This is a genomic window from Brevundimonas nasdae (assembly GCF_016654005.1).
Classification (GTDB): Bacteria; Pseudomonadota; Alphaproteobacteria; order Caulobacterales; family Caulobacteraceae; genus Brevundimonas; species Brevundimonas nasdae.
In genome coordinates this window covers 227,572-253,903 of the sequence record NZ_JAEPWN010000001.1, presented here as the reverse complement: position 1 = coordinate 253,903, position 26,332 = coordinate 227,572, and the positions used below count along the sequence as shown (strand labels likewise).

17 protein-coding genes are annotated in these 26,332 nt (G+C 63.3%); 7 read left to right on the top strand and 10 right to left on the bottom strand.

Translation table 11 applies throughout. The features are described from left to right. Nucleotides 1-26: 26 nt before the first annotated feature. The 3 genes from JKF87_RS01250 to JKF87_RS01240 form a co-directional block, all read right to left on the bottom strand. Nucleotides 27-1,157: an HAAS signaling domain-containing protein gene (locus tag JKF87_RS01250; RefSeq protein WP_307417179.1), complete on the bottom strand. Its 1,131-nt coding sequence runs from the start codon at nt 1,155-1,157 to the stop codon at nt 27-29. Continuing rightward, nucleotides 1,154-1,501, bottom strand: coding sequence for a PadR family transcriptional regulator (locus JKF87_RS01245; protein WP_236261010.1), 348 nt, complete (start codon nt 1,499-1,501; stop codon nt 1,154-1,156). Before JKF87_RS01245 ends, JKF87_RS01250 begins: the two co-directional genes overlap by 4 nt. Before the next feature lie 143 nt (nt 1,502-1,644). After that, nucleotides 1,645-4,644, bottom strand: a complete 3,000-nt coding sequence (locus JKF87_RS01240; protein WP_201096596.1) for a TonB-dependent receptor plug domain-containing protein — start codon at nt 4,642-4,644, stop codon at nt 1,645-1,647. A 372-nt stretch (nt 4,645-5,016) separates the two neighbouring features. On the opposite strand from JKF87_RS01240, the gene uvrB reads away from it, so the two are divergent. Next, entirely contained in the window at nt 5,017-7,350 is a 2,334-nt protein-coding gene (uvrB, locus tag JKF87_RS01235; RefSeq protein ID WP_201096594.1) for an excinuclease ABC subunit UvrB, read from the top strand. A gap of 12 nt (nt 7,351-7,362) precedes the next feature. Here the strand turns inward: uvrB and JKF87_RS01230 are convergent, their stop codons facing one another. Both JKF87_RS01230 and JKF87_RS01225 read right to left on the bottom strand, forming a co-directional pair. Then, nucleotides 7,363-9,066 (bottom strand): DGQHR domain-containing protein, encoded by a 1,704-nt coding sequence (locus JKF87_RS01230; protein ID WP_201096592.1) that lies wholly within the window; start codon nt 9,064-9,066, stop codon nt 7,363-7,365. Nucleotides 9,067-9,088: 22 nt separating this feature from the next. Then, the gene (locus JKF87_RS01225) at nt 9,089-10,030 is read right to left on the bottom strand and encodes a DNA-methyltransferase (protein ID WP_201096590.1); all 942 of its coding nucleotides are present in this window, start codon (nt 10,028-10,030) and stop codon (nt 9,089-9,091) included. A 192-nt stretch (nt 10,031-10,222) separates the two neighbouring features. Between JKF87_RS01225 and JKF87_RS01220 the strand changes: the two genes are divergently transcribed. Next, a complete protein-coding gene (locus JKF87_RS01220; RefSeq protein WP_201096588.1) occupies nt 10,223-10,765 on the top strand; it encodes a hypothetical protein in 543 nt (180 codons plus the stop codon). A 186-nt stretch (nt 10,766-10,951) separates the two neighbouring features. Here JKF87_RS01220 and lepA read toward each other — a convergent pair whose 3' ends face one another. Further along, complete coding sequence (lepA, locus tag JKF87_RS01215; protein ID WP_201096586.1) at nt 10,952-12,760, bottom strand: translation elongation factor 4; 1,809 nt, start codon at nt 12,758-12,760, stop codon at nt 10,952-10,954. 193 nt (nt 12,761-12,953) lie between these two features. Here lepA and JKF87_RS01210 point away from each other — a divergent pair, with 193 nt between their 5' ends. Beyond that, entirely contained in the window at nt 12,954-14,087 is a 1,134-nt protein-coding gene (locus JKF87_RS01210; RefSeq protein ID WP_201096584.1) for an efflux RND transporter periplasmic adaptor subunit, read from the top strand. Between the two features lie 8 nt (nt 14,088-14,095). Then, nucleotides 14,096-17,188 carry an efflux RND transporter permease subunit gene (locus tag JKF87_RS01205; protein ID WP_201096582.1) on the top strand — a complete coding sequence of 1,031 codons (3,093 nt, stop codon included), beginning with the start codon at nt 14,096-14,098 and terminating at the stop codon, nt 17,186-17,188. 60 nt (nt 17,189-17,248) lie between these two features. On the opposite strand, the gene JKF87_RS01200 is transcribed toward JKF87_RS01205, so the two are convergent. The 3 genes from JKF87_RS01200 to nhaA all read right to left on the bottom strand — a co-directional run bounded on the left by JKF87_RS01200 (nt 17,249) and on the right by nhaA (nt 21,796). Then, nucleotides 17,249-17,530, bottom strand: a complete 282-nt coding sequence (locus tag JKF87_RS01200) for a hypothetical protein (protein ID WP_201096580.1) — start codon at nt 17,528-17,530, stop codon at nt 17,249-17,251. Nucleotides 17,531-17,695: 165 nt separating this feature from the next. Then, nucleotides 17,696-20,320: a TonB-dependent receptor gene (locus JKF87_RS01195; protein ID WP_201096578.1), complete on the bottom strand. Its 2,625-nt coding sequence runs from the start codon at nt 20,318-20,320 to the stop codon at nt 17,696-17,698. A gap of 276 nt (nt 20,321-20,596) precedes the next feature. Continuing rightward, a complete protein-coding gene (gene nhaA / locus JKF87_RS01190) occupies nt 20,597-21,796 on the bottom strand; it encodes a Na+/H+ antiporter NhaA (protein ID WP_201096576.1) in 1,200 nt (399 codons plus the stop codon). A 334-nt stretch (nt 21,797-22,130) separates the two neighbouring features. Between nhaA and JKF87_RS01185 the strand changes: the two genes are divergently transcribed. Further along, nucleotides 22,131-23,546, top strand: coding sequence for a protein adenylyltransferase SelO (locus JKF87_RS01185; RefSeq protein WP_201096574.1), 1,416 nt, complete (start codon nt 22,131-22,133; stop codon nt 23,544-23,546). Nucleotides 23,547-23,582: 36 nt separating this feature from the next. Here the strand turns inward: JKF87_RS01185 and JKF87_RS01180 are convergent, their stop codons facing one another. Then, nucleotides 23,583-24,866: a hypothetical protein gene (locus tag JKF87_RS01180; protein WP_201096573.1), complete on the bottom strand. Its 1,284-nt coding sequence runs from the start codon at nt 24,864-24,866 to the stop codon at nt 23,583-23,585. Between the two features lie 395 nt (nt 24,867-25,261). Between JKF87_RS01180 and JKF87_RS01175 the strand changes: the two genes are divergently transcribed. After that, a complete protein-coding gene (locus JKF87_RS01175) occupies nt 25,262-25,678 on the top strand; it encodes a DoxX family protein (RefSeq protein ID WP_201096572.1) in 417 nt (138 codons plus the stop codon). Between the two features lie 174 nt (nt 25,679-25,852). Further along, nucleotides 25,853-26,332 (top strand): MerR family transcriptional regulator, encoded by a 480-nt coding sequence (locus JKF87_RS01170; protein ID WP_201096571.1) that lies wholly within the window; start codon nt 25,853-25,855, stop codon nt 26,330-26,332.

Genomic DNA, 26,332 nt, shown 5'->3' with positions numbered 1-26,332 from the left:
TGCAGCCGGGGCCGGACTTCGGCTGCTCAGGACTCGCGCCCCACGATCAGCCGCGCCGTCGATTTGATCATGCGCCACACCTCGGCGATATAGCCCCAGACCACGGCGATCATGATCACGGTCGCCACCTGGAAGTCGCCGCTGCGGAACAGGTCCACGACCCGCTGCCAGAAGGCCTCCGCCGTCGGAACCCAGATCAGCGGGCTCAGCGGCGAGTGGAAGAACAGCCACCACATGGCCCAGGCCGTCGCCGCGGCGAACACCAGGTCGCCCAAGGCCGTCAGGCGCACCGGCGATCCCGTCGCAGTCCGCGTGATGTCAAAGGCGATCCGCGCCAGGGCGAAGACGATCACGGGCCAGTACGCCGCCTCGACAATGCCGCGCAGGATGACGCCATAATCAACGCCGCTGATCACGCCCGCCAGATCCTGCGGCCGCACCGGCGTGATCGGCGTCAGATTGGTCCACCACAGCAGCAGCACCGTCCAGCCGATGGCGCTGGCCACCGCGCGCGCCGCCGGCGACATCTGGGCGTTCTTGCGGACCTCGACGCCCTTCTGGGCCTTGGGCCCGGACCAATCTCCCTTGGCCAGCCGCTCGCCCCAGGTCTCGGCGTCCAGATTGCCGATCTCGAACAGAGCCAGATCCTTGACCCGCCATTCCGAGATGAATTTCGGCTTCCTGTCCTGCCGCTCGATGAAGAAACCGATGACGGTCAGAACCCCGACCAATGTGAAGCCGCCGCTGATGAAGCCGTTGATCGCCTGGCCGATCGCCTTGCCGACATAGATGTCGCCGGTCGCCACCCGCGCCACGGCGCCCAGCACCGTCACGCAGACCAGCACCATCAGCGCCACCTTCACCGCGAACCACCACCAGGGATAAAGCTCCGCCCCGATCAGCGCCTGCGGGCCGGACCGATAGCGCGCCGCCACTGTCAGCGGATGCCCGACCTCGCGCAGCAGAGCCTCGACTTCATCATCAGTCGCCGCCCGCCCCAGACGCCCTTCCAGCGCCTCCAGACGGCCCATGATCTCGTCGCGCAGTTCGGCGACGATGTCCTCGCGCACATCCTTGGGCAGTTGCGCCGCCACGGCGCTCAGATAACGCTCCACCAGATCCATCCCGGCCTCTCCCGTCTGATTTTCCGTTTTCACAGCATCTTCTCCAGCGAAGCGGACAGGCCGCGCCATTCCGTCGCCAGCCGCGCCAGCATCGCCTCGCCCCGCCCCGACAGCCGATAGAACCGCTTCTTCCTGCGGTCCTCCTCACGCCATTCACTGTCCAGCAGGCCCTGGCTCTCCAGACGGCGCAGCAACGGATAGAGGGTGCTCTCCTCCATCTCGATCCCCGCCTCGCCCAGCGCGACCCGCAGCGAATAGCCGTATTGCTCGCGTCTCAGACTGGCCAGCACCGCCAGGATCAGCGACCCCCTCCGCAGCTCCAGCCGCAGGCTTTCAAACAGCAGTTCCTCATCCTGACTCACCCGTCGCCACTCCATGCGCCGCATAGTGTGCGACACACAGTGTATGGGGCATACTGTATGAGGGAGTCAAGAATTTTACGCTCTTGCCGTACTGCCCTGAATTGAAAAAGGCGGCGGACCGAAGTCCGCCGCCTAGTCTCATACGATGACTGCAGTCCTTAGAAGGACTTCGTCACGTTCAGGAAGGCCGTGCGGCCCAGGTAGTCGTAGCCCGAGTACAGCGGAGCGTTGCCGACCCGGTTGTACACGCCCGCCGAGATGGTGGGGGGATCTTCGTTGAAGATGTTGCGAACGCCAGCGGTCAGCGTCCAGCCTTGGCCCGAATATTGGACCGAAGCGTTATGCAGCCAGTAATCGCCGACATCCAGGTCATACTGCGTCGTAGCCGGGTTCAAGCCGTAGTACTCGTAGCTATCGGTGCCCTTGATCCACTCAACACCGTAACGTACGCGCCACTTGTCCCACGTGTAGGAGACATCAGCCGTGCCGGTGAACTCCGGGTTGTTGACCATACCAACGTAGTCTTCCAGGGGATCATCATCGAACAGCTTGTTCGAGATTTCCGTGTACTGGGTGACGGCAAGGTTGAACAACGCCGTGCCCGGGCCCGCGTTCACACGGTAACGGACCGTGTAGTCCAGCCCCTTAACGATGTCCGTCGCCAGGTTGACGTAGCTGTCATAGACAGTCAGCGCGCTGTTCGAAGGATCGCGCTCGACCAGACGGCAGAAGCCGTTGCGGGCAGCAAAGTCAGCCGGGTTCGAGTCATAGCAACGCGTCAAGATGTTGCCATAACCGGTACGGTCAACGCCGTTCTTGACCTCGATTTCGTAGTAATCGACGGCGAACGCCAGATTACCCCAACCGGAGGGCAGCGGCGGCTGCACCACCAAACCAACGGTCATGTTGGTCGAGGTTTCAGCAGCAAGACCAGCATCAGCGCCACCAGCAGTGATCACACGAATGCTCTGCACCGACGTGAAGTCATCGGCCAAACCTTGTGACTTACAGTTCGCCACACGGTTCGGGTTTACATCAGGCGCGCCATAGTTGTTGCAGCGATCCTGAGCGGCGGATTGGAAGCCGCTGGTTGCGCCGACGAACTGCTCGAACAGCGCAGGAGCGCGGTAGGAGGTGCCGTAGGTGCCGCGCACCGTGACCCAGTCAATCGGACGATAGACCAGACCGATCTTGTAAGTCGTGTCGTCGCCGTACGAGTCGTAGTCCGTATAACGGAACGATGCGTTCAGGCTCAGCTCCTTGGCGAACGGCGCGTCACGCAGCAGAGGCGCTTCGATTTCACCGAAGGCTTCCCACACCGAGTCAGACCCACGCGTGATGGTCGACGTCGAGTAGTTGTAGGTGTTGCCATTCTGGGTATCCAGGCCAGGAGTGTCGTCGATTTCCGAACGACGGTATTCCAGACCGAAGAAGCCCATGACCTGGCCAGCAGGCAGGCTGAACAGCGGACCGTCAATGCCGGCGCTGACGATGGTTTCATTAAACTCTGTCACGCCGGTGACCGGACGGAAGACGTAATCCACCCAATCCTTCGGCAGCTTGCCGCCGATGACGTCAGAGGTCAGAGCAGGAGCCGCGATACAGCCCGGGTTCGTAGCCAGTTGGCGGCACTGGAAGCGACCGCTTCCGTCGCGAACGACGTCCAGGGTTTCGATCAGGCGGTCAGTCAGGAACTGTTCGCTTGTATATTCCGAACGCGAGCGCGAATAGCTCGCCGAAACATCATAGCGCCAGTCGGGCAGGAAGAAATCGCCCTTCAAGCCAGTGACGACGCGCGTGAAGTTCTGCTCTTGCCACGAGTGGTCGTTGCCGAAGCCGATGAAGGCGCGAACGCCGATATCTTGACCCTTGTTAAGGCCTTGGTCAGCCGAGAAGGTGCTGAACGCCAGGTTGCCCGGAATCAGCGGGCTGCCCTTGGCATAGTCCAGCGACAGCTGACGGTAACCCGTTTGCGACGACTTACGGTTATTGAAGAGCACTTCGCCGTACAGCTCGGCGTTGCCCAGAGCGTGCAGCTGATAACCGCCTTCACCGTAGATGGTCGTGATTTCGACAGGCGAGATTAGCGACGTGTTCAGCTTGCGGTCTTCAGTTGTGTCGCGAACATTGAGGTTGTTCGCGCCGCCGCCGACGCCTTCAAAGCCGATCACGCCGGTGTTGACGCCAGCGTTAGGACGCCAGCGGTTGAACACGGTTCCAACCGAACCAGCTGCACCAACACCCGTCGTGCCCAGGAAGGTGCGGTTGCCGTTTGCGTCACGCGCGCCTTCGACACCAGCGCCGATCGTGTTGATCGTCACACCGTTCGAACCGGTCGTGGTCAGCGGGTAGCACTTCGACTCTCCGGTAAGCGGATCGATGAAGTCACGGTTGTTGCGGAAGCCATCGGTTTGGCAGCGGGTGAAAGCGCGATCGCGCAGCGTCAGTTCGTCACGATCATAGTGTTCGATCGAACCTGCAGCACGCCAACGATCACCATGGGCGCCAGCCGTCAGCGACAGACGGGTCGAGCCGCCATTGCCATTAGCTTCCATGGTTTCGTTGCGCTGCGCCTCGAGGGTGAGGCCCTCAAAGTTTTTGCGCGTCTGGATGTTCACAACGCCGGCGATGGCGTCCGATCCATAGATGGACGAAGCGCCGTCGCGCAGCACTTCAACGCGTTCAATCATCGCAGTCGGCAGCACGTTCAAGTCTGCCGAACCAACCGATCCACGCGAACCTGCCGGCGAAACGCGGCGACCGTTCAACAGGACTAGGGTACGGGTCGGCCCCATGCCGCGCAGGCCAATCGTATTGACGCCGCCGCCGCCGTTCACGACGAAGTTGCCGTAAGAGTTGTTGATCTGAGCGGTGCCGCCCGTGACAGCCGCGCTTTGCAGCACTTCAGCTGTCGAAGCGAAGCCCTGCAGGGTCGCTTCTTCACGCGTCACGACCTGAGTCGGCGACGGCGCATTGAAGTTGTCGCGACGGAGACGCGAACCAACGACAACGACCTCATCCACATCAGAAGCCTGCTGCGTCGAGGCTTGATTTGCGGTCTGCGCGAAGGCCGCAGTCGAGGTGAGAAGCGCCAGAGAAACCGCTGCCGCACTACCAACAACCGTGGAGCCTAGGAGGAAATTCTTATGAGTACTCATATGTCCCTATAATGCTTATGAGGCCGAACAGAAATCACAACGTTATCCGAACACCGTTCTAAAAAACGATGTTCGCGAAACGCCCCTTTGATACCTCGATGGCTAAGGAACGTGAGAAGTGTGGGCAACAAAAATATGTCAGGAAAGCAACGTTAGTCGGAAAACTGCGGCATTTTTGACGACAATTGGCCCTTGGAAATTCTTAATTTGCCACTTTAAGTCGATAATATGGCAGATTCGGTTTATATTACGTCGTTATTTAAACGTTACTTAACTGCAGATTGTACGGCCATAACTTTACAATCCAGCTTCAAAGCGCCCGCTCGCAACCAAATCCTAGCGGACATGCGACACGCACATTAGGTTGCGTTCATGGCTCGTTCCCCCTCGAAATCGACCAAGCCCGTCCATGTGCCGAACCCCGGCGTGCAGGAGGCGTCGGCGCAGTTCGTGCGCGAGACGGGAAAACCGGCCAAGGCCATGCCGATGTTCGCCCCGGTCACCGGCCCGCGCCTGACGCCGGAAGAGCCGGTCGCCGCGCCTGCGGGCTGGGCGCCGCACCGTCCCTCGCGCGAGGGGACCAAGAAGGGCGGCGTCTTCCGACTGGAGACCAAATACACCCCCGCCGGCGACCAGCCCGCCGCCATCGCCGAACTGGTGGCTCAGGCCGAGGCGGGCGATCGGGATCAGGTGCTGCTGGGCGTCACCGGCTCGGGCAAGACCTTCACCATGGCCAAGGTCATCGAACAGACCCAGCGCCCGGCCCTGATCCTGGCCCCTAACAAGACCCTGGCGGCCCAGCTCTATTCCGAGTTCAAGGCCTTCTTCCCGGACAATGCGGTCGAATATTTCGTCAGCTATTATGACTATTATCAACCGGAAGCTTATGTCCCAAGAACAGACACTTACATCGAAAAAGACTCGTCAATAAACGAGCAGATCGACCGGATGCGGCACTCGGCGACGCGGGCGATTCTGGAGCGGGACGATGTGATCGTGGTCGCCTCGGTCAGCTGCATTTACGGCATCGGGTCGGTGGAGACCTACACCGCCATGACCTTCAGCCTGAAGGTCGGGGACACGATCGACGAGGCCAAGCTGCGGGCCGACCTGATCGCGCTGCAGTACAAGCGCAACGACCTGAACTTCGACCGGGGCATGTTCAGGAAACGCGGCGACGTGATCGAGATCTTCCCGGTCCACCTTGAGGACCGCGCCTGGCGCATCAGCCTGTTCGGCGACGAACTGGAGGCGATCCAGGAGTTCGATCCCCTGACCGGCAAGAAGACCGCCGACCTGACCGAGATCACCGTCTATGCGGCCAGCCACTATGTCACCCCGCGCCCGACGCTGAACCAGGCGACCCTGGGCATCAAGGCGGAGCTGAAGGAGACGCTGGACTGGATGGTCGAGAACGGCAAGCTGCTGGAGGCCCAGCGGCTGGAGCAGCGCACCCGCTTCGACCTGGAGATGATGGAGGCCACCGGCTCCTGCGCGGGGATCGAGAACTATTCCCGCTGGCTGACCGGCCGCGCGCCGGGAGAGCCGCCGCCCACCTTCTTTGAATACATCCCCGACAACGCCCTGCTGTTCGTGGACGAGAGCCACGTCACCATCGGCCAGATCAACGGCATGTTCCGGGGCGACTACCGCCGCAAGTCGACCCTGGCGGAGTACGGCTTCCGCCTGCCCTCCTGCATCGACAACCGCCCGCTGAAGTTCGAGGAATGGGACGCCATGCGGCCCCAGACGGTTCACGTCAGCGCCACCCCCGGCCCGTGGGAGATGGAGCGGGCGGGCGGCGTCTTTGTCGAGCAGGTCATCCGCCCCACCGGCCTGATCGACCCGCCGGTCGAGATCCGCCCCGTCTCAGGCGCTACCCGCAACCAGGTCGATGACGTCATCGACGAGGTCAAGGCCACCACCCGCGCCGGCTACCGCTCCCTGGTCACCACCCTGACCAAGAAGATGGCCGAGGACCTGACCGAATACATGCATGAGCAGGGCATCCGCGTCCGCTACATGCACTCGGACGTGGACACGCTGGAGCGGATCGAGATTCTGCGCGACCTGCGGCTGGGGTCGTTCGACTGTCTGATCGGCATCAACCTGCTGCGCGAGGGTCTGGACATCCCCGAGTGCGGGCTGGTCGCCATTCTGGACGCGGACAAGGAGGGCTTCCTGCGCTCCGAGACCTCATTGATCCAGACCATCGGCCGCGCCGCGCGCAACGTCGACGGCCGCGTCATTCTATATGCCGACCGGATGACCGGCTCGATGGAGCGCGCCATCGCCGAGACAGACCGCAGGCGCGAGCGTCAGGTCGCCTACAACACCGAACACGGCATCACGCCCGAAAGCGTCAAGCGCGACATCAAGGAGATCCTGGAAAGCCCCTATGAGTCCCGCGACCTGGACCGCCTGACCAAGCCGGGCGTGGCCGAGGCCTCCAAACCCTTCGTCGGCACCAACTTCCAGGCCGCCCTGCGCGATCTGGAAGGCCGCATGCGCGAAGCCGCCTCCAACCTGGAGTTCGAGGAAGCCGCCCGCCTGCGCGACGAGATCAAGCGCATGAAGCTGATGGACCTGGAGTTCGCCAACGAAGCCCTGACCGGCGCAGGCGAAGAGGTGGACCGGTCAGCCCCGAAGAAATGGCGCAAGGAGGCGGCGGCGGAGGCGCAAGAGCGGTTCAGGAAGGGACGATGAAGGGGTTCTGCACTACGAGAAGTATTTAATAAACAGCGCTTCTCCTAGCTTGTTGTATTGACTGGATTTATAGTCCGAGAACTTGAATTCTTGCAGCCCGTCAAGCGCCTCCTTGTAGCTCGCGGTCTCTGCCAGCTTTCCATTGCGAACGATCCGCCTAAACAAGCTCAGGCATCCGTTTATCGTTGTAGTCGTAAGGAAATATCCTGGCACCTTACGATCTGCAGTCCATCGTTCCGCAGGGACCTGAGACTTTACTGCCGACATGAATTTAGCGACCTCCATAGAGCAGTACGAGACATACTCATCCAACAGTGCGTCGTTGTTTTGCGTCTTGAGGTCTTGCTTTGACGGAGATTTCCATGCGTTAAAAAGAGAATCCGGCCCTCCGATCCGCACAAGATGCGCGAGCGCATAGCTGACAACCGAAGTCGTCTTCATTTTATCTTGGTCGTAGAAGTATCTCTCAAACTTATTGCCTAGCGCGCCGCTCCCCTCGTTGAGCCGATTTATGACTCTCTTCGCTATAGAAATTGCTGAATAGGGCCGAAGTAAAACTTCAATCTCTTGCGTAAGATCGGATTTTACTGCCGTCTGGGTAGAATTAATCTCCAAAAACAGATTGGCCTGAAAGCGCATCTGTTCGTCATCCGACATTCCGGGCGGAAAAATAATTCCTGTGACCAGAAGATTCTGCCGCTTTCGAAGGACAGAAATCTCTGTTTCACCCGAGCCTCCTTCATGATAGGCGAACAAACGGTGCTGGCCGTCAATAATTCCGATAGTTCCTATCTCGTTTGGTATTTGAATCCGCGCTCGCTTAGTCTTCTTGATTGCCGCCGTATCAGTGGTTGCACCGTCCTCGTCGACGATCTTCGTTGTTGATGGCAGCGTGGCGATCACGTTGTTTATGAACACCCGCTTTCTTGATCGCAAGTAGCGCCGGACTTTCTCAATCTTAGCACTTGAAATCATGCGTTGGTACAAGCTAGCCCCTCCCCGCCATCCATCGCGTCTAAGGACGTAGGCGCGCTGCAGAAGCGCGTCTGGATCGATGTAGAAGGAGGCAACCTTGAAGCCCGCGCCAAAGTTCGAATGGGATTCTGGCAGCACCGAACCATCATAAACTGAGGTCGCGGCTGAGGCTGGATTGAGGATTGCTGAGCCAAACTCCGAGACCGGGAGGCCCAAAAACTCGAGAATCTCGTATCGTGCAGTATGCCGCACCGCACGAGACACGCTCTCCAAGTATCGGACAACGTTGTAGTCGAGATACGTCACGCTTGGCACTTCAGCTTTGGTTTCATTTGCGACCGCATGCCGCGATGCATAAAGAACAAATACGCGACACTGATCCAAATCGTATATGCCCGATACAGCCTCCGCGAATGCGGGAAAGGTCGCCTTCAAATAAGTGAGAAATCCCGTCGGATTCTCTACCATTTTCCGAAATGGCACAGACTTTTTTTTGAGATGGACCGACACCTCATTTGATACGGTATACTCTACGAAAACGATTACGTTCTCTAAGTAGAACACATCATCTATATCGCAGGTACTCCCCTCGAAGGTGAACTCTTTATCCATCATCTTGCCGATTCGCTTGAAGCCAGCCAAACGAAACAGCGTACGGACCCTACTGAAGTGGTCGCGTTTTAGAATATCCTGCGCGGAAAGCGGAGGTTTTACCTTCTTCGTTTTGACGGCCTTCTTCATTCGCGCCCCTCCCCAGGCGTATCTAACTTGCTTCCAGCCATTCTTCCGGAACTAACGCGACTTTCTGCGTCACACTTGGAGCGCTAACGGGACGCCCGAGTGGTCGAACAGGCAAGTTTCCGGCGGCAAGCTGTTTCAGCCGTGCTCGGGCAAGTTTGACAAAAGCCGGATCGCGATCGATGCCGACCGCTCGCCTATTCTGCTTCACAGCAGCTAAGACGGCTGCGCCTGTCCCCACGAAGGGATCGAGGACCAAATCTCCCGGTTCACTGAGCGCCAAGACGCAACGCTCCGCGAGTTCGATGGGAAACTGGCAAGGGTGTTCAGTTTTCTCGGGATGGTTGGCTTTGACGTTGGGAATTTCCCAAACAGGATTTTCAAGAAAGTCCTTCTCGGCGGAAAACTCCCAGTAATCAGAGGGGTTCTTGCCCCTTGGGTTCCCACTTGGAAGACCAGCCTTGACCCCCTTGCTCTTTGAATGTCGCTTTCCGGGATACAGTTGCGGGACACGAACGGGGTCTAGGTTGAACTTGTATTCGTCTGATTTTGTGAACCAGAGAACGGTCTCATATCTTCCAGAAAACCTTCGATCTGAGTTCAAACCAAAGTTGAATCGCCAAATTATCCTGTTCCGAAGTTTGAATCCGTTCTTCTTAAACAGGTCATAGAACATTATGTCGAGCGGATAAACTTCACCATTTTTAATATAGCTTCCGACCTGCCAACACACACTTCCGGACGTCTTAATTTTCTCGCACACAGCATCGACCACTGCCGTTTGCCAGACTTTATATTCTTCTAAGGTCCGAGTTTGATCTCGTTCGTATATCTTGCCAATATTGTACGGCGGAGAGGACACCACCAAATCCACGGATCCAGTTTCGACGGACTTGAGAGCTTTCAGCACGTCTCCCTGAAGGATTTTTCCTTCCCCCAAGGTAGATTGAGCTGGCTCGCGAAGCATGGTGAGTCCGATTCGTCGTGGAGTTGAGGCCCACTGTGCACAACCATGAGGAAACTTTCTAGCTAAAGGAGCGACCTCTAATCCGCCCCTCCGGGGGGCAACTTCTCCCGCAAGGGGAGAAGGACTAGCGCAGCCGCCCATAGCGCGTCGAAGACGTCCGATCCTGACGTTCAGCACCGCTACAACCCGCCCATGACCTACGGCCCGATACGGAAAATCCGGTCTGAGGACACCTGGTGGGAGATCAGGCGGGCGTGGGAGCGGGGCGAGACGGGGGCGTCGCTGGCGTTGCGATATAATGTGGGGCTGTCGAACCTGTGGCGGCGGCGGGCCTCTGAAGGCTGGCGCAGGCTGAAGGGCGAAGACCCGCCGCCCGAGCCGCTGGAAGGCTGGCCTCGCTACGCCCGCCGCCAGCGCGAGGCGTTCGATGACCGACTGCACGACGCGCGCGATCTGGCCCAATGCCTGATGGAGACCGCCAAGGACGAGCGGCTGATGCAGGCGCCGCACTGGCACATACCCTGGCTGTACTGGTGGCGGGCCGAACATCTGGGACCGGCGGCGACGGCGCGTGACCGGGCGCGGGCGCGCGAGACGGGTCAGCCGTGGGCCGAGGTCTTCTGGGATGACGACGGGCGGCTGAGGCCGCTGGAGGTGCTGGACGCGGAAATGGCGCGGCTGCACCCGCAGGAACTGCGCGACGAACTGGGCGTGCCAGAGGACGTGGAGATATGACGCCTCTCCCTCCCCGTTCCCGGGAGGGTGGTCGAGCCGGAGGCGAGACCGGGTGGGGGCGGCAGGGCGACGCCCCACGGTCTATGGTTCAGCAGATCAGTGCGGCCTTGCCGGGTCGGCCCACCCGGCTTCGGCTGACGCCTCAGCCACCCTCCCCCGCAGGGGAGGGAGAAGATCAGTGCGCGATCAATCCTCGTCCATCTTGAGCGCGGCGATGAAGGCTTCCTGCGGGATTTCGACCTTGCCGAACTGGCGCATGCGCTTCTTGCCCGCCTTCTGCTTCTCCAGCAGCTTCTTCTTGCGGGTGGCGTCGCCGCCGTAGCACTTGCTGGTCACGTCCTTGCGCAGCGCCCGCACGGTTTCGCGGGCGATGATCTTGCCGCCGATGGCCGCCTGAATCGGGATCTGGAACAGGTGCGGCGGGATCAGCTCCTTCATCTTCTCGACCATGCCGCGGCCGCGCGTCTCGGCCCGCTGGCGGTGGACCAGCATGGACAGGGCGTCGACCGGCTCGGCGTTGACCAGAATGGACATCTTCACCAGATCGCCGACCTTGTATTCGGTGATCTCGTAGTCGAACGAGGCGTAACCCTTAGAGATCGACTTCAGCCGGTCGTAGAAGTCGAAGACGACCTCGTTCAGCGGCAGCTCATAGACCACCATGGCGCGGCTGCCGACGTAGGACAGCTCGATCTGCTGGCCGCGACGGTCCTGGCACAGCTTGATCACACCGCCGAGGTATTCGTCGGGCGTCAGGATGGTGGCCTTGATCCAGGGCTCGGCGATGGTCTCGATCTGCATCACGTCGGGCAGGTCGGCCGGGTTGTGCAGGTCCATCTCGGTCCCGTCGCGCAGGCCGATCTTGTAAACGACCGACGGGACCGTCGCGATCAGGTCGAGGTTAAACTCGCGGCTGAGGCGTTCCTGAATGATTTCAAGGTGCAGCAGGCCCAGGAAGCCGCAGCGGAAGCCGAAGCCCAGGGCCGCCGAGCTTTCCATCTCATAGGTGAAGGAGGCGTCGTTCAGGCGCAGCTTGCCGATGGCGGCGCGCAGGTCCTCGAAGTCGGCGGCGTCCACCGGGAACAGGCCGCAGAAGACCACCGACTGAACTTCCTTGAAGCCCCGCAGCGGTTCGGCGGTGGGCTTCTTCTCGTCGGTGATGGTGTCGCCGACGGCGGCGTGGGCGACCTCCTTGATCTGGGCGGTGATGAAGCCGACCTCGCCGGGGCCAAGCTGGTCCACGGGGGTGTTCTTGGGCAGGAAGACGCCGACCCGGTCGATCAGGTGGGTCGAGCCGTTGCGCATCATCTTGACCCGCATCCCGGTCTTCAGCACGCCGTCGAACACGCGCACCAGAACCACGACGCCCAGATAGGGGTCGTACCAGGCGTCGACCAGCATGGCCTTCAGCGGGGCGTTGATGTCCCCCTTGGGCGCCGGCAGCTTGGCGACGATGGCCTCCAGCACATCCTCGATGCCGATGCCGGACTTGGCGCTGCACAGCACGGCCTCGGAGGCGTCGATGCCGATGACGTCCTCGATCTGGGCGCGGACCCGCTCGGGCTCGGCGGCGGGCAGGTCCACCTTGTTCAGGATCGGCACGATCTCGTGGTTGTTGTCGATCGCCTGATAGACGTTGGCCAGGGTCTGGGCCTCCACCCCCTGCGAGGCGTCGACCACCAGCAGCGAGCCCTCGCACGCCGCCAGCGAGCGCGACACCTCATAGGCGAAGTCGACGTGGCCCGGCGTGTCCATCAGGTTCAGCACATAGTCCTGACCGTCCTTGGCCTTGTAGTTCAGGCGGACCGTCTGGGCCTTGATGGTGATCCCCCGCTCCTGCTCGATCTCCATATTGTCCAAGACCTGCTCGGACATCTCGCGCGCGGTCAAACCGCCGGTGAACTGGATCAGGCGATCGGACAGGGTCGACTTGCCGTGGTCGATGTGCGCGACCACGCTGAAGTTGCGAATGTTCGAGATAGGGGGAGTCGTCATCCGCGCGCCCTATCACGCGGACGTGTCGGGGGCCATAGCGAGCGCTGATCTGCGCCTTTGTCAGTGCCAGATTAAGGGTTTGCAACAATCGCTTTCGGCGTTTGAGAGGAACAAACACAAGCTGTAAACAGCTTTGCCCTACAGGCTCGGCGCAAGCCGATGATCCGCTTCGCCTGCAACCGAGGATTTCCCCGTGTCAAAGACGACCCGAACCGCTCTGGGCCTTAGCGCCGTTGCGCTTTCCGCCCTGTTGCTCGCAGGCTGCGGCGGACACGGAGGCGATGAAAAGAAGGACGAAAAAGCGGGCAGTTCGCGTCAGACCGTCACGGCGGCGACCGTCGCCCAGACCAGTCTGAACCGCGTCATCACCGCATCCGGCACGGTGTCGGCCTGGCAGGAGGTGCCGGTCGGCGCCGAGACGGGCGGCCTGACCGCCGTGGCCCTGTATGTGGACGAGGGCTCCTACGTCCGCGAAGGCCAGCCGCTGGTGCAGATGAACGACGTGCTGCTGCGCGCCCAGGTGCAGCAGCAGCAGGCGGGCGTGCAGACGGCCGAAGCCAACAACGCCCGCGATGACGCCGCCCTGGCGCGTGCACAGGAGCTTAAGGATCGCGGCTTCCTCAGCCAGGCGGCGCTGGACACGGCCCTGGCCAACCAGCGCGCCTCAGCCGCCAATCTGGCCTCGGCTCGCGCCTCGCTGGCGGAGACCCGCACCCGCCTGTCCCAGGCCACCATCCGCGCGCCCGTGTCCGGCCTGATCATCAGCCGCAGCGTCACCAAGGGCCAGATCATCGGCGCGGGAACCGAACTGTTCCGCATGGTCCGCGACGGTCGTCTGGAGTTGAACGCCCAGGTGCCGGAGACCCAGCTGGGTCTGGTCCGCGCCGGTCAGTCGGCGACCATCTCCTCCAGCGAGGGCGGCGATACGACCGGCACGGTCCGTCTGGTCACGCCGGAGGTCAACGCCAGCACCCGCCTGGGTCTGGCCCGCATCACCCTGGCCAGCGGCAGCCACCTGCGCCCGGGCATGTTCGCCCGCGCCGACATCGCGGCGGGTGATCAGCCCGCAACCACCGTGCCGACAGCGGCGGTCCTGTACCGCAACAACAAGCCCGGCGTCTTCGTGCTGAACACCGACAGTTCGGTCCACTTCCAGCCGATCACCGTCCTGTCGCGCAGCGACGCCCAGACGGCGGTCGAGGGCGTCGCCATCGGCGCGCGCGTGATCGTGGACGGCGCCGGCTTCCTGAATGAGGGCGACCGGGTCACCGTGGCCCAGACGCCCGCCCCTGCCCCGACGCCTGCCGCCCAAGCTGCGGCCAAGTAGGACCGATCATGAACCAGATCTCGTCCTGGGCGATCAAGAACCCGATCCCGATCATCCTGCTGTTCGTCCTGCTGACGCTGGGCGGGGTGGTCGGCTTCTCGGGCATGCGGATCAACTCCAACCCCGACATCGACTTCCCGCTGGTTTCGGTCACGGCGGCCCGTCCCGGCGCGGCGCCCGCCGAAATGGAGGTGCAGGTCACCCGGCTGATCGAGGATTCCCTCGCCGGTCTGTCGGGCGTGCGCCACATCAACTCCAACATCAGCGACGGCGTGTCGTCCACGGTCATCGAGTTCGAGCTGGGCACGGACACCGACCGCGCCACCAACGACGTGCGCAACGCCATGACCGGACTGCGCGCCTCCCTGCCCCAGGACATGCAGGAACCGGCGGTCCAGCGCATCGACATCACCGGCGACGCCCTGATCACCTATGTGGTCCGATCGCCGACCATGACGCCCGAACAGATCAGTTGGTTCATCGACAACGAGATGAGCCGCGCCCTGCTGGCCCTGGGCGGGGTGGGCGAGGTCAACCGTTCGGGCGGCGTGGACCGCGAGATCCGCGTCGAACTGGACCCGCAGCGTCTGGCCTCATACGGCGTGACCGCCGCCCAGGTCAGCCAGGCCCTGACCAACGTCAACAACAACCTGCCCGGCGGCCGCGTCACCATCTCCGGCTCGGAGCGGGCCATCCGCACCCTGGGGGCCGCGGCTTCGATCGAACAGCTTCGCGCCACCCTGATCCCCCTGGGCAATGGTCAGACCGTGCGCCTGGATAATCTGGGCGAGGTCGAGGACAAGTGGAGCGAGCCGCGTCGCCTGGCCCGCTACAACGGCCAGGAAGCCGTCACCTTCAACTTCCTGCGCTCGCGCACGGCCAGCGAGGTCAAGGTCGCCGACAAGGTGCGCGCCGAGGTCAAACGGATCGACGACGCCCACCCGGAATTGACCATTCAGCAGGTCACGGCCAGCGTCGAGCAGATCGAGGAAAGCTATTTCGCCTCGCTGGAGGCCCTGGTGGTCGGCGCCATCCTGGCGGTCATCGTCGTCTTCATCTTCCTGCGGGACTGGCGGGCGACCTTCATCGCCGCGACGGCCATGCCGATGTCGCTGATCCCGACCTTCGCCATTCTGGGCCCGCTGGATCAGTCGCTGAACGTGGTCACCCTGCTGGCCCTGTCTTTGACCATCGGCATCCTGGTCGACGACGCCATCGTGGAGATCGAGAACATCGTCCGGCACATGCGGGACGGCAAACCGCCCTATGACGCCTCCATCGAGGCCGCCGACGAAATCGGTCTGGCGGTCGTGGCGACGACGGGCACGATCGTCGCCGTCTTCGCTCCCGTGGGCTTCATGCCCGGCATCATCGGCCAGTTCTTCAAGGCCTTTGCGCTGGCGGCCTGTATCTCGGTCGTCTTCTCGCTGGTCGTGGCGCGGACGCTGACGCCGCTGATGGCGGCCTTCATCCTCAAGCACACCCATCATGAGGACAAGGACCCGTTCTGGATGAACGGCTATCTGAAGGCGCTGCGCTGGTCGCTGGCCAACCGGTGGAAGGTCTTCATCCTGGGCATCCTGTTCCTGGCCGCCTCGGTCGGAACCTCGTACCTGGCCAGGATGTCGTTCGAGTTCATGTCGCCCGGCGATACCGCGCGCGCGGCCTTCCAAGTCGAACTGCCGCCCGGCGCGACCCAGCGCGAAACCGACCGGATCGTTCAGCAGGTCACCCGCAAGCTGGAGGCGCGCGACGAGGTCACCTCCGTCTATGCCGCCATCGGCGGGCAGGACGTGAACCAGGCCAATATCTACGCCGACCTGGTGCCGAAGGGCGACCGCAAGCTGAGCCAGCAGGCCTTCGCCCGCACCATGGTCGATGAGTTGAAGCAGATTCCCGGCGCCCGCATCCGCGCAGGCATCGCCCAACAGGGCGGCGGTCCAGGCGACGGCACCACCTACACCTTCTCGATCCTGGGCGATAATCCCGAGACGCTGAACGCCGCAGCCCGCAAGGTCGAGGAGGAGATGCGGGGGGTCAAGGGTCTGGCCAATGTCGTCAACTCGGCCGCCATCGCGCGGCCCGAGATCCTGGTCACTCCGCGTCCTGACGAAGCGGCCCTGGCGGGCGTGTCCGCCGGCGCCATCTCCCAGGCCGTGCGTGTGGCCACCATCGGCGACGTCGATCAGTTCCTGCCCAAGTACAACCTGGGCGACCGGCAGATTCCGATCCGCCTGCAACTGACCGAGGCGGCGCGCGAGGACATCACCGTGCTGCAGAACCTGCGGGTTCCCGCCAACAACGGCGAAACCGTGCCGCTGAGCGCCGTCGCCGACATCCAGTTCGGCGCAGGCCCGGCGACGGTGCGCCGTCAGGACCGTTCGCGCATCGCCTCGATCAGCGCCGAACTGGACGGCATCGCCACCGGCGCCGCCAGCGCGGCGGTGCAGAAGCTGCCGTCGGTCAAGAGCCTGCCGGAAGGCGTGCGCCAGGTTCCGGCAGGCGACCAGGAGTTCATTCAGGAGATGCTGAAGGGCTTCGCCATCGCCTTCGCCTCGGGCATCTTCCTGATGTACGCGGTGCTGACGCTGCTGTTCAAAAGCTTCGCCTATCCGATCACCATCATGGCGGCCCTGCCGCTGGCCATCGGGGGGGCCTTCATCGCCCTGGCCATCGGGGGGGCCAACTTCTCCATGTCCGCCCTGATCGGGGTGCTGATGCTGATGGGGATCGCGGCCAAGAACTCCATCCTGCTGGTCGACTATGTCATTATGGCCGAACAGGGCGGGATGCCGCGTCGCGAGGCCATTCTGGATGCGGCGCACAAGCGCGCCCGTCCGATCCTGATGACCACCTTCGCCATGGGGGCGGGCATGGTGCCTATCGCCCTGGGCGTCGGGGCCGACGTGCAGTTCCGCGCGCCCATGGCCATCGCCGTGCTGGGCGGGTTGATCTCCTCGACCTTCCTGTCGCTGCTCTACATCCCGGCGATCTTCACCATCGTCGACGACTTCGCCCAGTGGATCCGCGGCATCCTGCACCGCAAGACGGCGGGCCAGCGTCAGTTGGCCCAGCCGAAGCCGAGGACGACGATTGAGTGAAGACAATCACCCTTTGCGGACCCTCGCTGGGTCCGCAAAGGGTGGTGAGCGGACATCCGGTTAGCGGCTCTCGATCTCGTTTGGAAAGCCTGTCTCGGTCGCTCCTGCGGTCTGGATGAGCCGGGAAAGTCCTGATCTGGTCAGCGTGTCAGCCATGTGCCGGTTGATCGTGACCAACTGGCTTCGCGCGTTCCCGTTCGTGTCGAAAAGCTGGAAGGCGATGCGCCCGCGTTCGCCCGCCTCGATGCGAGGCTCACAGCTCGGGAAGTCATTCTTGAGCGTGCGTAGAAGCGCAGTCCGAAACTGTGGGGTGGAAACGCCTAGCTTCTTCGGTGCTTTCATTCCCCGATCATCGGTCAGCTATCGAAGGTCCGCAACGGGTCGAAAACCGAATTTGGGACCACATCTGAACACGGACATTGCGCCCATCCCCTGTTCGCACCCCAAGAAAAAGGGCCGCCCGGTTTCGCGGACGACCCTTCGTCATTCAGCCATGCGGCTGGATGATCAGTATTTGACCCGCAGCGTCACGCCCCAGGTGCGCGGTGCGCCGAGGTAGGCGTTGTAGGTCGCCGTGTCGGTGGCCTGGTTGTAGTAGGTGCCGTTCGGCTGCGGCGTCGCCGTATTGGTGAAGGCGGTGCCCTGCAGCGGCGCAGCGAAGCCCACCTGGGTGTATTTTTCTTCGAACAGGTTCTGGGCCCAGACATCGACCGTCCAACGCTCGTCCTCGGCGCCGATGGACACGCGGCCGTTGACGACCGTGAAGGCGTCCTGATGCTTGTACGGCAGCAGGTCGGAGCCGGTGTTGTATTCGGTCGAATATTTGGCCGACAGGTTGAAGCCGCCGCGCAGACCGCCGCCAAGCGAACGGTCGAACGACAGGGCGCCGGTCAGCGACCATTCCGGAGCGAAGGAAGCGCGCGCGCCCGGCAGCAGCGACAGCTGCGGGAAGCGGCCCGGGCTGGACATGTCGGCGGCGGTGAAGTGGCCGTATTTGGCGTCGGTGTAGGTCACGCCGCCCTGGAACATCAGGCCTTCGATCGGCGTGAACCAGACCATGTCGGCGTCGACGCCCTTGGAGCGCAGCTCAGGAATGGACTCCACCACGAAGGCGGTGCCCAGGAAGGTGTTGAGCTGGAAGTTCTCGAACTTCTGATCGAAGTACGAAATGTTCAGCAGCATGGTGCGGTTGAACAGGGTCGTCTTCAGACCCGCTTCATAGCTGTCGACCGTTTCGGCCTTGAACAGCAGCGACTGCTCCGGGACGATAGGCAGAGGATTGGTCGGGGTTGAGTTCTGCACCCGGTCCATATTGTAGCCTGCGCCCTTATAACCGCGCGCATACGACACATAGGCCATGACCGACTTGTTGAAACGATAAGAGGCTTTGAAGGTGCCGCTCAAATCCGTGTCGTCGTACTTCTCCGAAATAGCACGGTTGTCATACAGGGGGTTGGCCCACGGCAGACACATATTGCCTGCGATAGTGCCGGCCGGTTGCGCTCCGAGCACAGCGCCAATAGCTCCGAGGTTGCCCAACACCGCACCGCAGGCGGCGCCGTTGCTTCCCAAATTATCTTGGATGCCCAGCAGACGCTTGCTGTCATAGGTGTAGCGCAGACCCATGTTCAGCTCGAACGCATCCGTCACACGCCAAGTGTTGTTGGTGAACAGAGCCACCGATTCTGACGACTGCGAATAGTGGTCTTGATAAGCTTTTCCTGGCGCATAGCCCGGTCCGGTCGTACCTGCCCCGCCAGCCCCCAAACAGCCGATAAAGCCGCCTGGCGTCTGGCCAGGCTTCGTGAAGCACGGAATGCTTCCCGGGCTGATCGGGATACCAGCGTTCACTGCATTCAACTGAGCCGTCAGCAGGAAGGACAGGAACGGCGTGTAGTCCGTGCCATAGACGTAGCTGTCGTCGCGATAGATGTCTTCCTTGGTCGCGAACAGGCCGACCAGCCAGTCGAAGCGGTCCGTCGTGCCGGCCAGACGCAGTTCCTGGGTCAGGTTGCGCACGCCATAGCCGTTCGAGCCGTCATTGTCCCGATGCAGGATGTCGGCGCCGGTGTAGTCCAGGTCCATGCCCTGCTGGAACGACCAGTCGCGCCATGAGGTCTGCGACGTCAGGGTGGCGTTGATGCTGGGGAAGTCGATGGTGGCTTCCGCCGACAGACCCATGTCCTCCATCTGCTGCGGAGTTTCGCGGTTGGCGTAGGCCAGTCGCGAGAAGGGCGCCTTATTGACGCCAGCGACATAGGGCGCTTGGCCCGGCCCCTTGGCGCCGGTCAGGGCGGCGATGAACTGCTGGGTCGGACCAACGCGCGTCTGGACGGCGGCGCAGCAGTATTCGTCGCGCTTGCTGTAGTCGGCGATCAGGCGGATCGAGACGTCATCGTTCGGCAGGATCAGCAGCTGGCCGCGGCTGGTCCAGTAGTTCTGGGTGCCGTCGTCGGTGCGGGTGTTGGGGCCCTTGCCGTCGTTGACCTCATAGAAGCCGTCACGCTCGCGGTGGGCGACGAACAGGCGACCGGCGATCTTGTCGGTCAGGGGGCCGGTGGCCGAAACCGAACCGCCGATGGCGCCATAGTTGCCGCCCGTCAGCTCGCCCTCGATCGAGGGGGTGAAGGAGGGACGCTCGGTGATGATGTTGATGACGCCGGCCGAGGTGTTCTTGCCGAACAGGGTGCCCTGCGGGCCCTTCAGCACTTCGATGCGGCTGAGCTCGCCCAGATCGCCGAAGCCGACGGCGTTGCGCGAACGATAGACGCCGTCGATGACCACGCCGACCGAGCTTTCCAGGCCGGGGTTGTCGCCCACGGTGCCGGCGCCGCGGATGCGGACGGTGGTGGAGGCTTCCGACTGGGTCGAGGTGACCGTCATGCCGGGGGTCAGGATCTGCAGGTCCTTGATGTCCTGCACGCCCGCGCCGGTCAGCAGTTCCTGCGACAGGGTCGTGACCACGATCGGCACGTCCTGCAGGCTCTGCTCGCGCTTCTGGGCGGTGACGATGATGTCGTCGACGCTGGACGGGACCGACTGCTGGGCCGAGGCGACGCCCGCGAAGCCAAAGGCGGCGGCGCCGATCACGACAGCGGACACAGTGGTCTTGAGATGTTGAATTTGGCGCATAAGCGACCTCCCGGCTGGAGCCCGATCGCACTGGCGACCGCAGCGTTCCCTGTTCCCAATCGACCCGCCTCTGCGTGGAGACGAGTTCAGTAAGGCAGAGGCTAAGCGTGGTTCGGGCCGCCTCACAAGCGAGCGTTGTTACCTGCGTCGATTTTTCGCCGCAGTTGCGGCCTGCTGTGACACGGAAGCGACATAAAATGCTTCCGCAAGGTCAGTATTTGCGTGAAAATTCTGTAATTTTGCAACGCACAAAGCCCCTCAGGTTGCGCTGCACAATCAAGGCCGTTCGACAACGTCGGGGCGGCGTCCGCGCCCCGCCAGGCCCAGCACCGCCGCCGCCGCGAGCGCCGACAGGATGGACCCGCCGATGACGCCCAGTTTGACCTCCACCTGCTCCGGCGAATCCACGGCGCCGGGGAAGGCCAGAACCCCGATGAACAGGCTCATGGTGAAACCCACGCCGCACAGCAGAGACACGCCGTAAACCTGCAGCCAGCTGGCGTCCGTGGGCCGCGCGCCGATCTTGAGCGCCGAGGCGATCCAGGCCGCGCCGAACACCCCGATCTGCTTGCCGAAGAACAGGCCCAGGGCGATGGCGATGACCAGGGGCGCAAAGGCCTGCTCCAGCGACAGACCCGCGAAGGACACCCCGGCCTTGGCGAAGGCGAACAGCGGCAAAACCAGGAAGGCGTTCCACGGGTGCAGGTCGTGGATGGCCTCCTTCAGCGGGCTCTGACCGTCTTCGACGCGCGGCTTGATCGGCACGATCATGGCGAAGGCCACGGCGGTCAGGGAGGTGCTGAGCCCCGACTGGACGGTCAGATGCCACACCGCCGCGAAGCCCAGCGCCCAGAAGGGCGTGGGAATGCGGATGCGATGGGCGACGACCCCGCCCACGGCCAGCAGGCCCAGGGCCCACAGCAACGGCGTCCAGTTCGCGCCTTCGCTGAACAGGATGGCGATCAGGGCGATGGCCCCGAGGTCGTCGACGATGGCCAGGGTCAGCAGGAACACCCGTAGCGAGGACGGCAGACCGCGCCCGACGAAGCCGAAGATGGCCAGGGCGAAGGCGATGTCGGTCGCCAGAGGAATGGGCCAGCCCTCATGCGGCGCGCCGATCACGCCCGACAGCAGAAGATAGACCGCCGCTGGCCCGGCCATGCCGCCCAGCGCCGCCAGAACCGGCGTCGCCAGCTTGCGCGGATCGCTGAGCTCGCCACGCACGATCTCGTATTTGATCTCCAGCCCCACCACGAGGAAGAAGACCGCCATCAGGCCTTCCTTGATCCAGTTGGAGATGGTCTCCTCCAGTCGGATCGGGCCGATCTGGACGATGTGATAGGACTTCAGCCAGCCGAAATAGTCCGCCGACCAGGGCGAGTTGGCCACGATCAGGGCAGCTATGGCCGCCAACGCCAGGGCCGCGCCGGATGCGGCCTCGGTCTTGAGGAAATCGAGAGTCAGTTTGCGCGCCACGGCGGCCTCCAAACGAAAGGAAGAAACGTCGTGACGCCAGGTTATCGACGGGCGTCGGACCAGATTCGCCGCCCGCAGGCGACGCCAGCCTGACCGCACAGGGCGGCCTGATGTCTGAAGGCAGAATAGCGGATGCGGCCCGGCCTCGCCACCCCTGCGCTCGTCCTTCCGGGGCGTCCGCAGGACGAACCCGGAATCCAGGAGGGCTTCTGCGGCGCTTGATGCGTCTGGCGTTCGCCTTGTCTTCCTGGGTTCCGGGTTCTTCGCGACGCTCAGCCCCGGAATGACGTGGTGAAGGTTGCGCTCGCGCCGTCGGACACGCACCTAGCCCTCCATGCCCGTCTCCCCCGCCTATCGCCCCGAACCGCGCTTCATCGACCTTGGCCCCGATTATGCCGACGCGGTGAAATCGGCGGATTTCCCCCAGACCATCCTGCGGTTCCGCAACCACCGGGCCGCCGCCGAAGTCGGGCTGGAGGGCCTGACGGATGCCGAATGGATCGCCGCCTTCGGCCGGTTCCAGCCCCTGCCCGACCAGCCCGGCCCCATCGCCATGCGCTATCACGGCCATCAGTTCCGCCAGTACAACCCGGACCTGGGCGACGGGCGCGGCTTCCTGGCGGCCCAGATGCGCGACGCCAACGGGCGGCTGCTGGATCTCGGAACCAAGGGCTCGGGCCAGACCCCGTGGTCGCGAAACGGCGATGGCCGTCTGACGCTGAAAGGCGGGGTGCGGGAGATCCTGGCGGCCGCGATGCTGGAGGCGCTGGGCGTGCCGACCAGCCGCGCCTTCTCCCTGATCGAAACGGGCGAGGCGCTGGAGCGCGGGGACGAACCCTCGCCCACCCGCTCCGCCGTTCTGGTGCGCCTGTCGCACAGCCATGTGCGGTTCGGAACCTTCCAGCGCGCGGCCTATCTGGGCCGAACCGACCAGACCGAGGCCCTGCTGGAGCACGTCCGCAGCCTGTATCACCCGCAGGTCGCGCCCGGCGACGCGCCCGGCCTGCTGCGCGCCGTGGTCGAGGCCTCGGCTAAGTTGACGGCCCGCTGGATCGCGGCAGGCTTCGTCCACGGGGTGCTGAACACCGACAATCTGAACGTGACGGGCGAAAGCTTCGACTATGGGCCGTGGCGGTTCCTGCCCCACTATGACCCGGCCTTCACCGCCGCCTATTTCGACCAGACGGGCCTCTACGCCTTCGCGCGCCAGCCCGAGGCCGTGTTCTGGAACCTGACCCAGTTGGCGGGGGCGCTGAAGCCGGTCGCAGACGGACCCGAGGGCCTGACCGAGGCGCTGAACAGTTTCGGCCCCGCCTATATCCGCGAACTGCGCGCCGCCTTCCTGATGCGCCTGGGGGTGCTCAGCCTGGGCGAGGCCGCAGACCAGCGCCTGCTGGATGCGGCGCTGGCCCTGCTGCGTGAAAACGGCGAGGCCATGCGGTGGGAGCCGCTGTTCTTCGACTGGTTCGGCGGCTTCGCCTCCTCGGCCCGCGCCCTGTCCGGCCCGCGCGGCAAGCTGTACCAGGGCGAGGCCTTCGACGCCTTCCGCTTCGCCCTGATGGAGCACGAACCGGACCGGATCGAACGGCTGGAGCACCCCATGTTCGCCGCCCGCGAGCCCGAGGAGATGCTGATCGACGAGGTCGAAACCATCTGGTCCGCCATCGCCGCCGCCGACGACTGGTCGCCCCTGAACGCCAAACTGGCCCGGCTGGAGGCGGCGCGCACGGCCTGGGGGTTCAGGGCCTGAACTCCCATCGCAGGGGCTGGTCGCCGCCCGACAACCTCATTCGGGATTGGGCTCGTCAATGGCGCCCAGCACGGTCGTGGCGGTCAGCGTCGGGGCCAGGATGGCGATGTCATAGCCGAGCGCCAGATTGCGCCACTCCGACGGCGCGGACGCCAATCCGCCCGCACGCAGCCTGCGCAGATCGACTAAAATCCAGTCGTCCGGCGAGACGTCCGCGGGGCGCATGAGCAGGACATCCTTGCGCCAATCCGGGTCTTCGTCCTCCGTCACGTCGAACGGTTGTGCGGTGGCTGCGCGGCCCACGCCGGCATAGCTTCCCTCAGTCCCCTTGGCGCCCAGGACCATGACGTGCAGGGCAGTGACGCCTTCGCCCTCCGCCCGCTCGGCGACGAAGGCGCCGATATCACGCTGATCCAGCGGGTTGAGGCTTTTGTAGACGTGCCAGGCGCCGAACTTCATCAGAAGCCGCGCCTTCGGATTTTCCGCAAGGTGAGCCGCAAGGGTGCGTTTCATCAGACGCGCCCGGCGGCCATTGGGATCGCCCGAACGGGACTGCGAGGCGTGATAGATCGCATGGGTCTCGGTCAGGAGGCCAAATAGATACCGGGCGCGCTCCCCGCCGTCGCGGGCGATGGCGACTCCGGCCTGGTCCAGAGCCTCCTGCGTCACGTCGAACAGGAACAGGTCGCCAGGCGAACCGGATTCAAGTGCGGCGGCCGTCGTTTGCCGATCCTGTGCGGCCAGGCCCTCGATGGTGGCGCGGGCGATGGGGCCGGGGTTGGATTTCAGCATCTCCTCCAGCAGGTGGCCGCTGGCCCCGAGGAACTCCTGATCCAGCCCCCAGAGTTGGAGATCCGGCCCTGCAGCGGCGGCGCAGTCGGCAGCCATCTGGCCTTCGTCGCGCCCGTTGAAGAAGGCTATGACGTCGGGATGTCGGCGCGCGAAGTCGGCGATGCGCGCCTCGCGATCAGGGGACCGCATCATGGAGCCCACGGCGCGCGCCGCCTCCGGTCCCGTTTCGACGACCATGGCCGTCAGGCCCATGGGCGCCATCAGGCGACAGACCTGGGTCGTGAAGGCAGGAATCTCCCGGCTCATATGGCTTTCGCCGATCAGCACATACTGGCTGTCCGCCACGGCCTGCCCCAGCACAGACGCGCCTGCGCCCGAAAAGCCGTTGGAGCCGACGCCCAGGGGCAGACTGGCCTGGCTGATCAGTTGCGTAAAATCGGCGGGCGGGGGCGTTTGCGCGTGCGCTCCGCTCGCCAACACCGCCCAACTCGCCATCCCCATGGCGCAAGCCAGTTTCCGAATCTTCACTATCGATCCCCTTCACATTCATCCGCCGTTTAGCGAGGCGAGAGCGGGCCGCCCAGTGAACATGCGTCCATGTTTGGAGTCATACGGAGTTCTGGCGGCTATCGCGTGCCGGGCAATGCAGAGGGCAAATCCGGTCACATGGCCAAGAGGGTGATCATCCTGCGCTTTCGGCGGCATGAGCTATCTTGGCGACCTGCGAATAATCCCGCGGACCCGTTGCTTCGGCGGCGCGAATCGCCACAAGCGCGCCGCCCGAAACAATTCGTCATCACTCGAAGTCATCAGCTGATGTCATCGGGTGATGACTATTTTTAAAAGCGCAGCTATAGACCCTCTTGCGAAGCGGTGGCGACGAACCGATATCGTCACTGTTACGGATTAGGCATTTCCTCCCCATGACCACCACCACCCTGACTTCGGGCCGCGCCCGGACCCATTCGACCTACAAGAATGTCGCCCTCTGGACCTTCCAGGGATGGATCGCGATGTTCTTCATCGCCGCCGGCTACGCCAAGCTGACCGAGCCGATGACCAATCTGATCGCCCTGATGGGCTGGCCCGCCGTCGCGCCCGACAACATGGTGCGCGGCGTCGGCGTGGTCGAGCTGGTGCTCGGCCTGGCGGTGCTGACGCCTCTGATCTCATGGCGCATCGGCCGTCCGATCCTGCTGACCGCCGCAGTCGGCCTGATCGCGATGGAGGCGACCATGCTGATGGTTCACGCCCTTAGCCACGACATCGGCCTGGCCGTCGTCAACCTGCTGCTGCTGGCCATCACGGTTCCGGTGCTGCTGGGCCGCCGCAAGGCCTGAGCCGCGCCACGGCTTCGATCGCCGGAAGCCCCCACCCTCAGCAACCGGCGTATCGCGCCCGGAACCACTCCCAGGTTCCGGGCTTTTTCTTGCCGGACCGCCTGCGACAAAAGCTTACCCTTACGTGCGCGTAAAGCCTCTTCCCTTTACGTACGCGTAAAGTTATGAAGGCGCATGGCCACTGCCGACGATCATCGCACCTATTCCATCCGCCAGCTGTGCCGCGAGTTCGGCGCGACGGCCCGTGCGCTTCGTTTCTACGAGGACAAGGGCCTGCTCACCCCTGCCCGCAAGGGTCAGACGCGGGTCTATGATTCCCGCGACCGCGCACGGCTGAAACTGATCCTGAGGGGCCGCCGCATCGGCTTCACCCTGCAGGAGATCCAGGACATGATGGATCTCTATGATCAGAAGGACCACAACGTCCATCAGATGGCGGTGGCGCTGGTGCGTCATCGCGCCCAGATCGCGGCGCTGAAACAGCAGCTCGAAGACATCGAGGGCGCGATCGAGACGGCCGAGACCGCCTGCGCCTGGATGGAATCCAAGCTTTCAGAACACCGCCCGGACCTGCTGCCGGGCGCCGAGGACTATGAGAAGCTTCTCCAGTCCCGCCTCAACCACGACCATCACCCCTTCAAAGCAAGAGCGTAA

Excerpts from the sequence above, each read along its gene's own strand:
- JKF87_RS01245 (WP_236261010.1), bottom strand. The coding sequence starts at position 1,501 with ATGGAGTGGCGACGGGTGAGTCAGGATGAGGAACTGCTGTTTGAAAGC.
- JKF87_RS01240 (WP_201096596.1), bottom strand. The coding sequence starts at position 4,644 with ATGAGTACTCATAAGAATTTCCTCCTAGGCTCCACGGTTGTTGGTAGT.
- uvrB (WP_201096594.1), top strand. The coding sequence starts at position 5,017 with ATGGCTCGTTCCCCCTCGAAATCGACCAAGCCCGTCCATGTGCCGAAC.
- JKF87_RS01230 (WP_201096592.1), bottom strand. The coding sequence starts at position 9,066 with ATGAAGAAGGCCGTCAAAACGAAGAAGGTAAAACCTCCGCTTTCCGCG.
- JKF87_RS01225 (WP_201096590.1), bottom strand. The coding sequence starts at position 10,030 with ATGCTTCGCGAGCCAGCTCAATCTACCTTGGGGGAAGGAAAAATCCTT.
- JKF87_RS01220 (WP_201096588.1), top strand. The coding sequence starts at position 10,223 with ATGACCTACGGCCCGATACGGAAAATCCGGTCTGAGGACACCTGGTGG.
- lepA (WP_201096586.1), bottom strand. The coding sequence starts at position 12,760 with ATGACGACTCCCCCTATCTCGAACATTCGCAACTTCAGCGTGGTCGCG.
- JKF87_RS01205 (WP_201096582.1), top strand. The coding sequence starts at position 14,096 with ATGAACCAGATCTCGTCCTGGGCGATCAAGAACCCGATCCCGATCATC.
- JKF87_RS01200 (WP_201096580.1), bottom strand. The coding sequence starts at position 17,530 with ATGAAAGCACCGAAGAAGCTAGGCGTTTCCACCCCACAGTTTCGGACT.
- JKF87_RS01195 (WP_201096578.1), bottom strand. The coding sequence starts at position 20,320 with ATGCGCCAAATTCAACATCTCAAGACCACTGTGTCCGCTGTCGTGATC.
- JKF87_RS01185 (WP_201096574.1), top strand. The coding sequence starts at position 22,131 with ATGCCCGTCTCCCCCGCCTATCGCCCCGAACCGCGCTTCATCGACCTT.
- JKF87_RS01175 (WP_201096572.1), top strand. The coding sequence starts at position 25,262 with ATGACCACCACCACCCTGACTTCGGGCCGCGCCCGGACCCATTCGACC.
- JKF87_RS01170 (WP_201096571.1), top strand. The coding sequence starts at position 25,853 with ATGGCCACTGCCGACGATCATCGCACCTATTCCATCCGCCAGCTGTGC.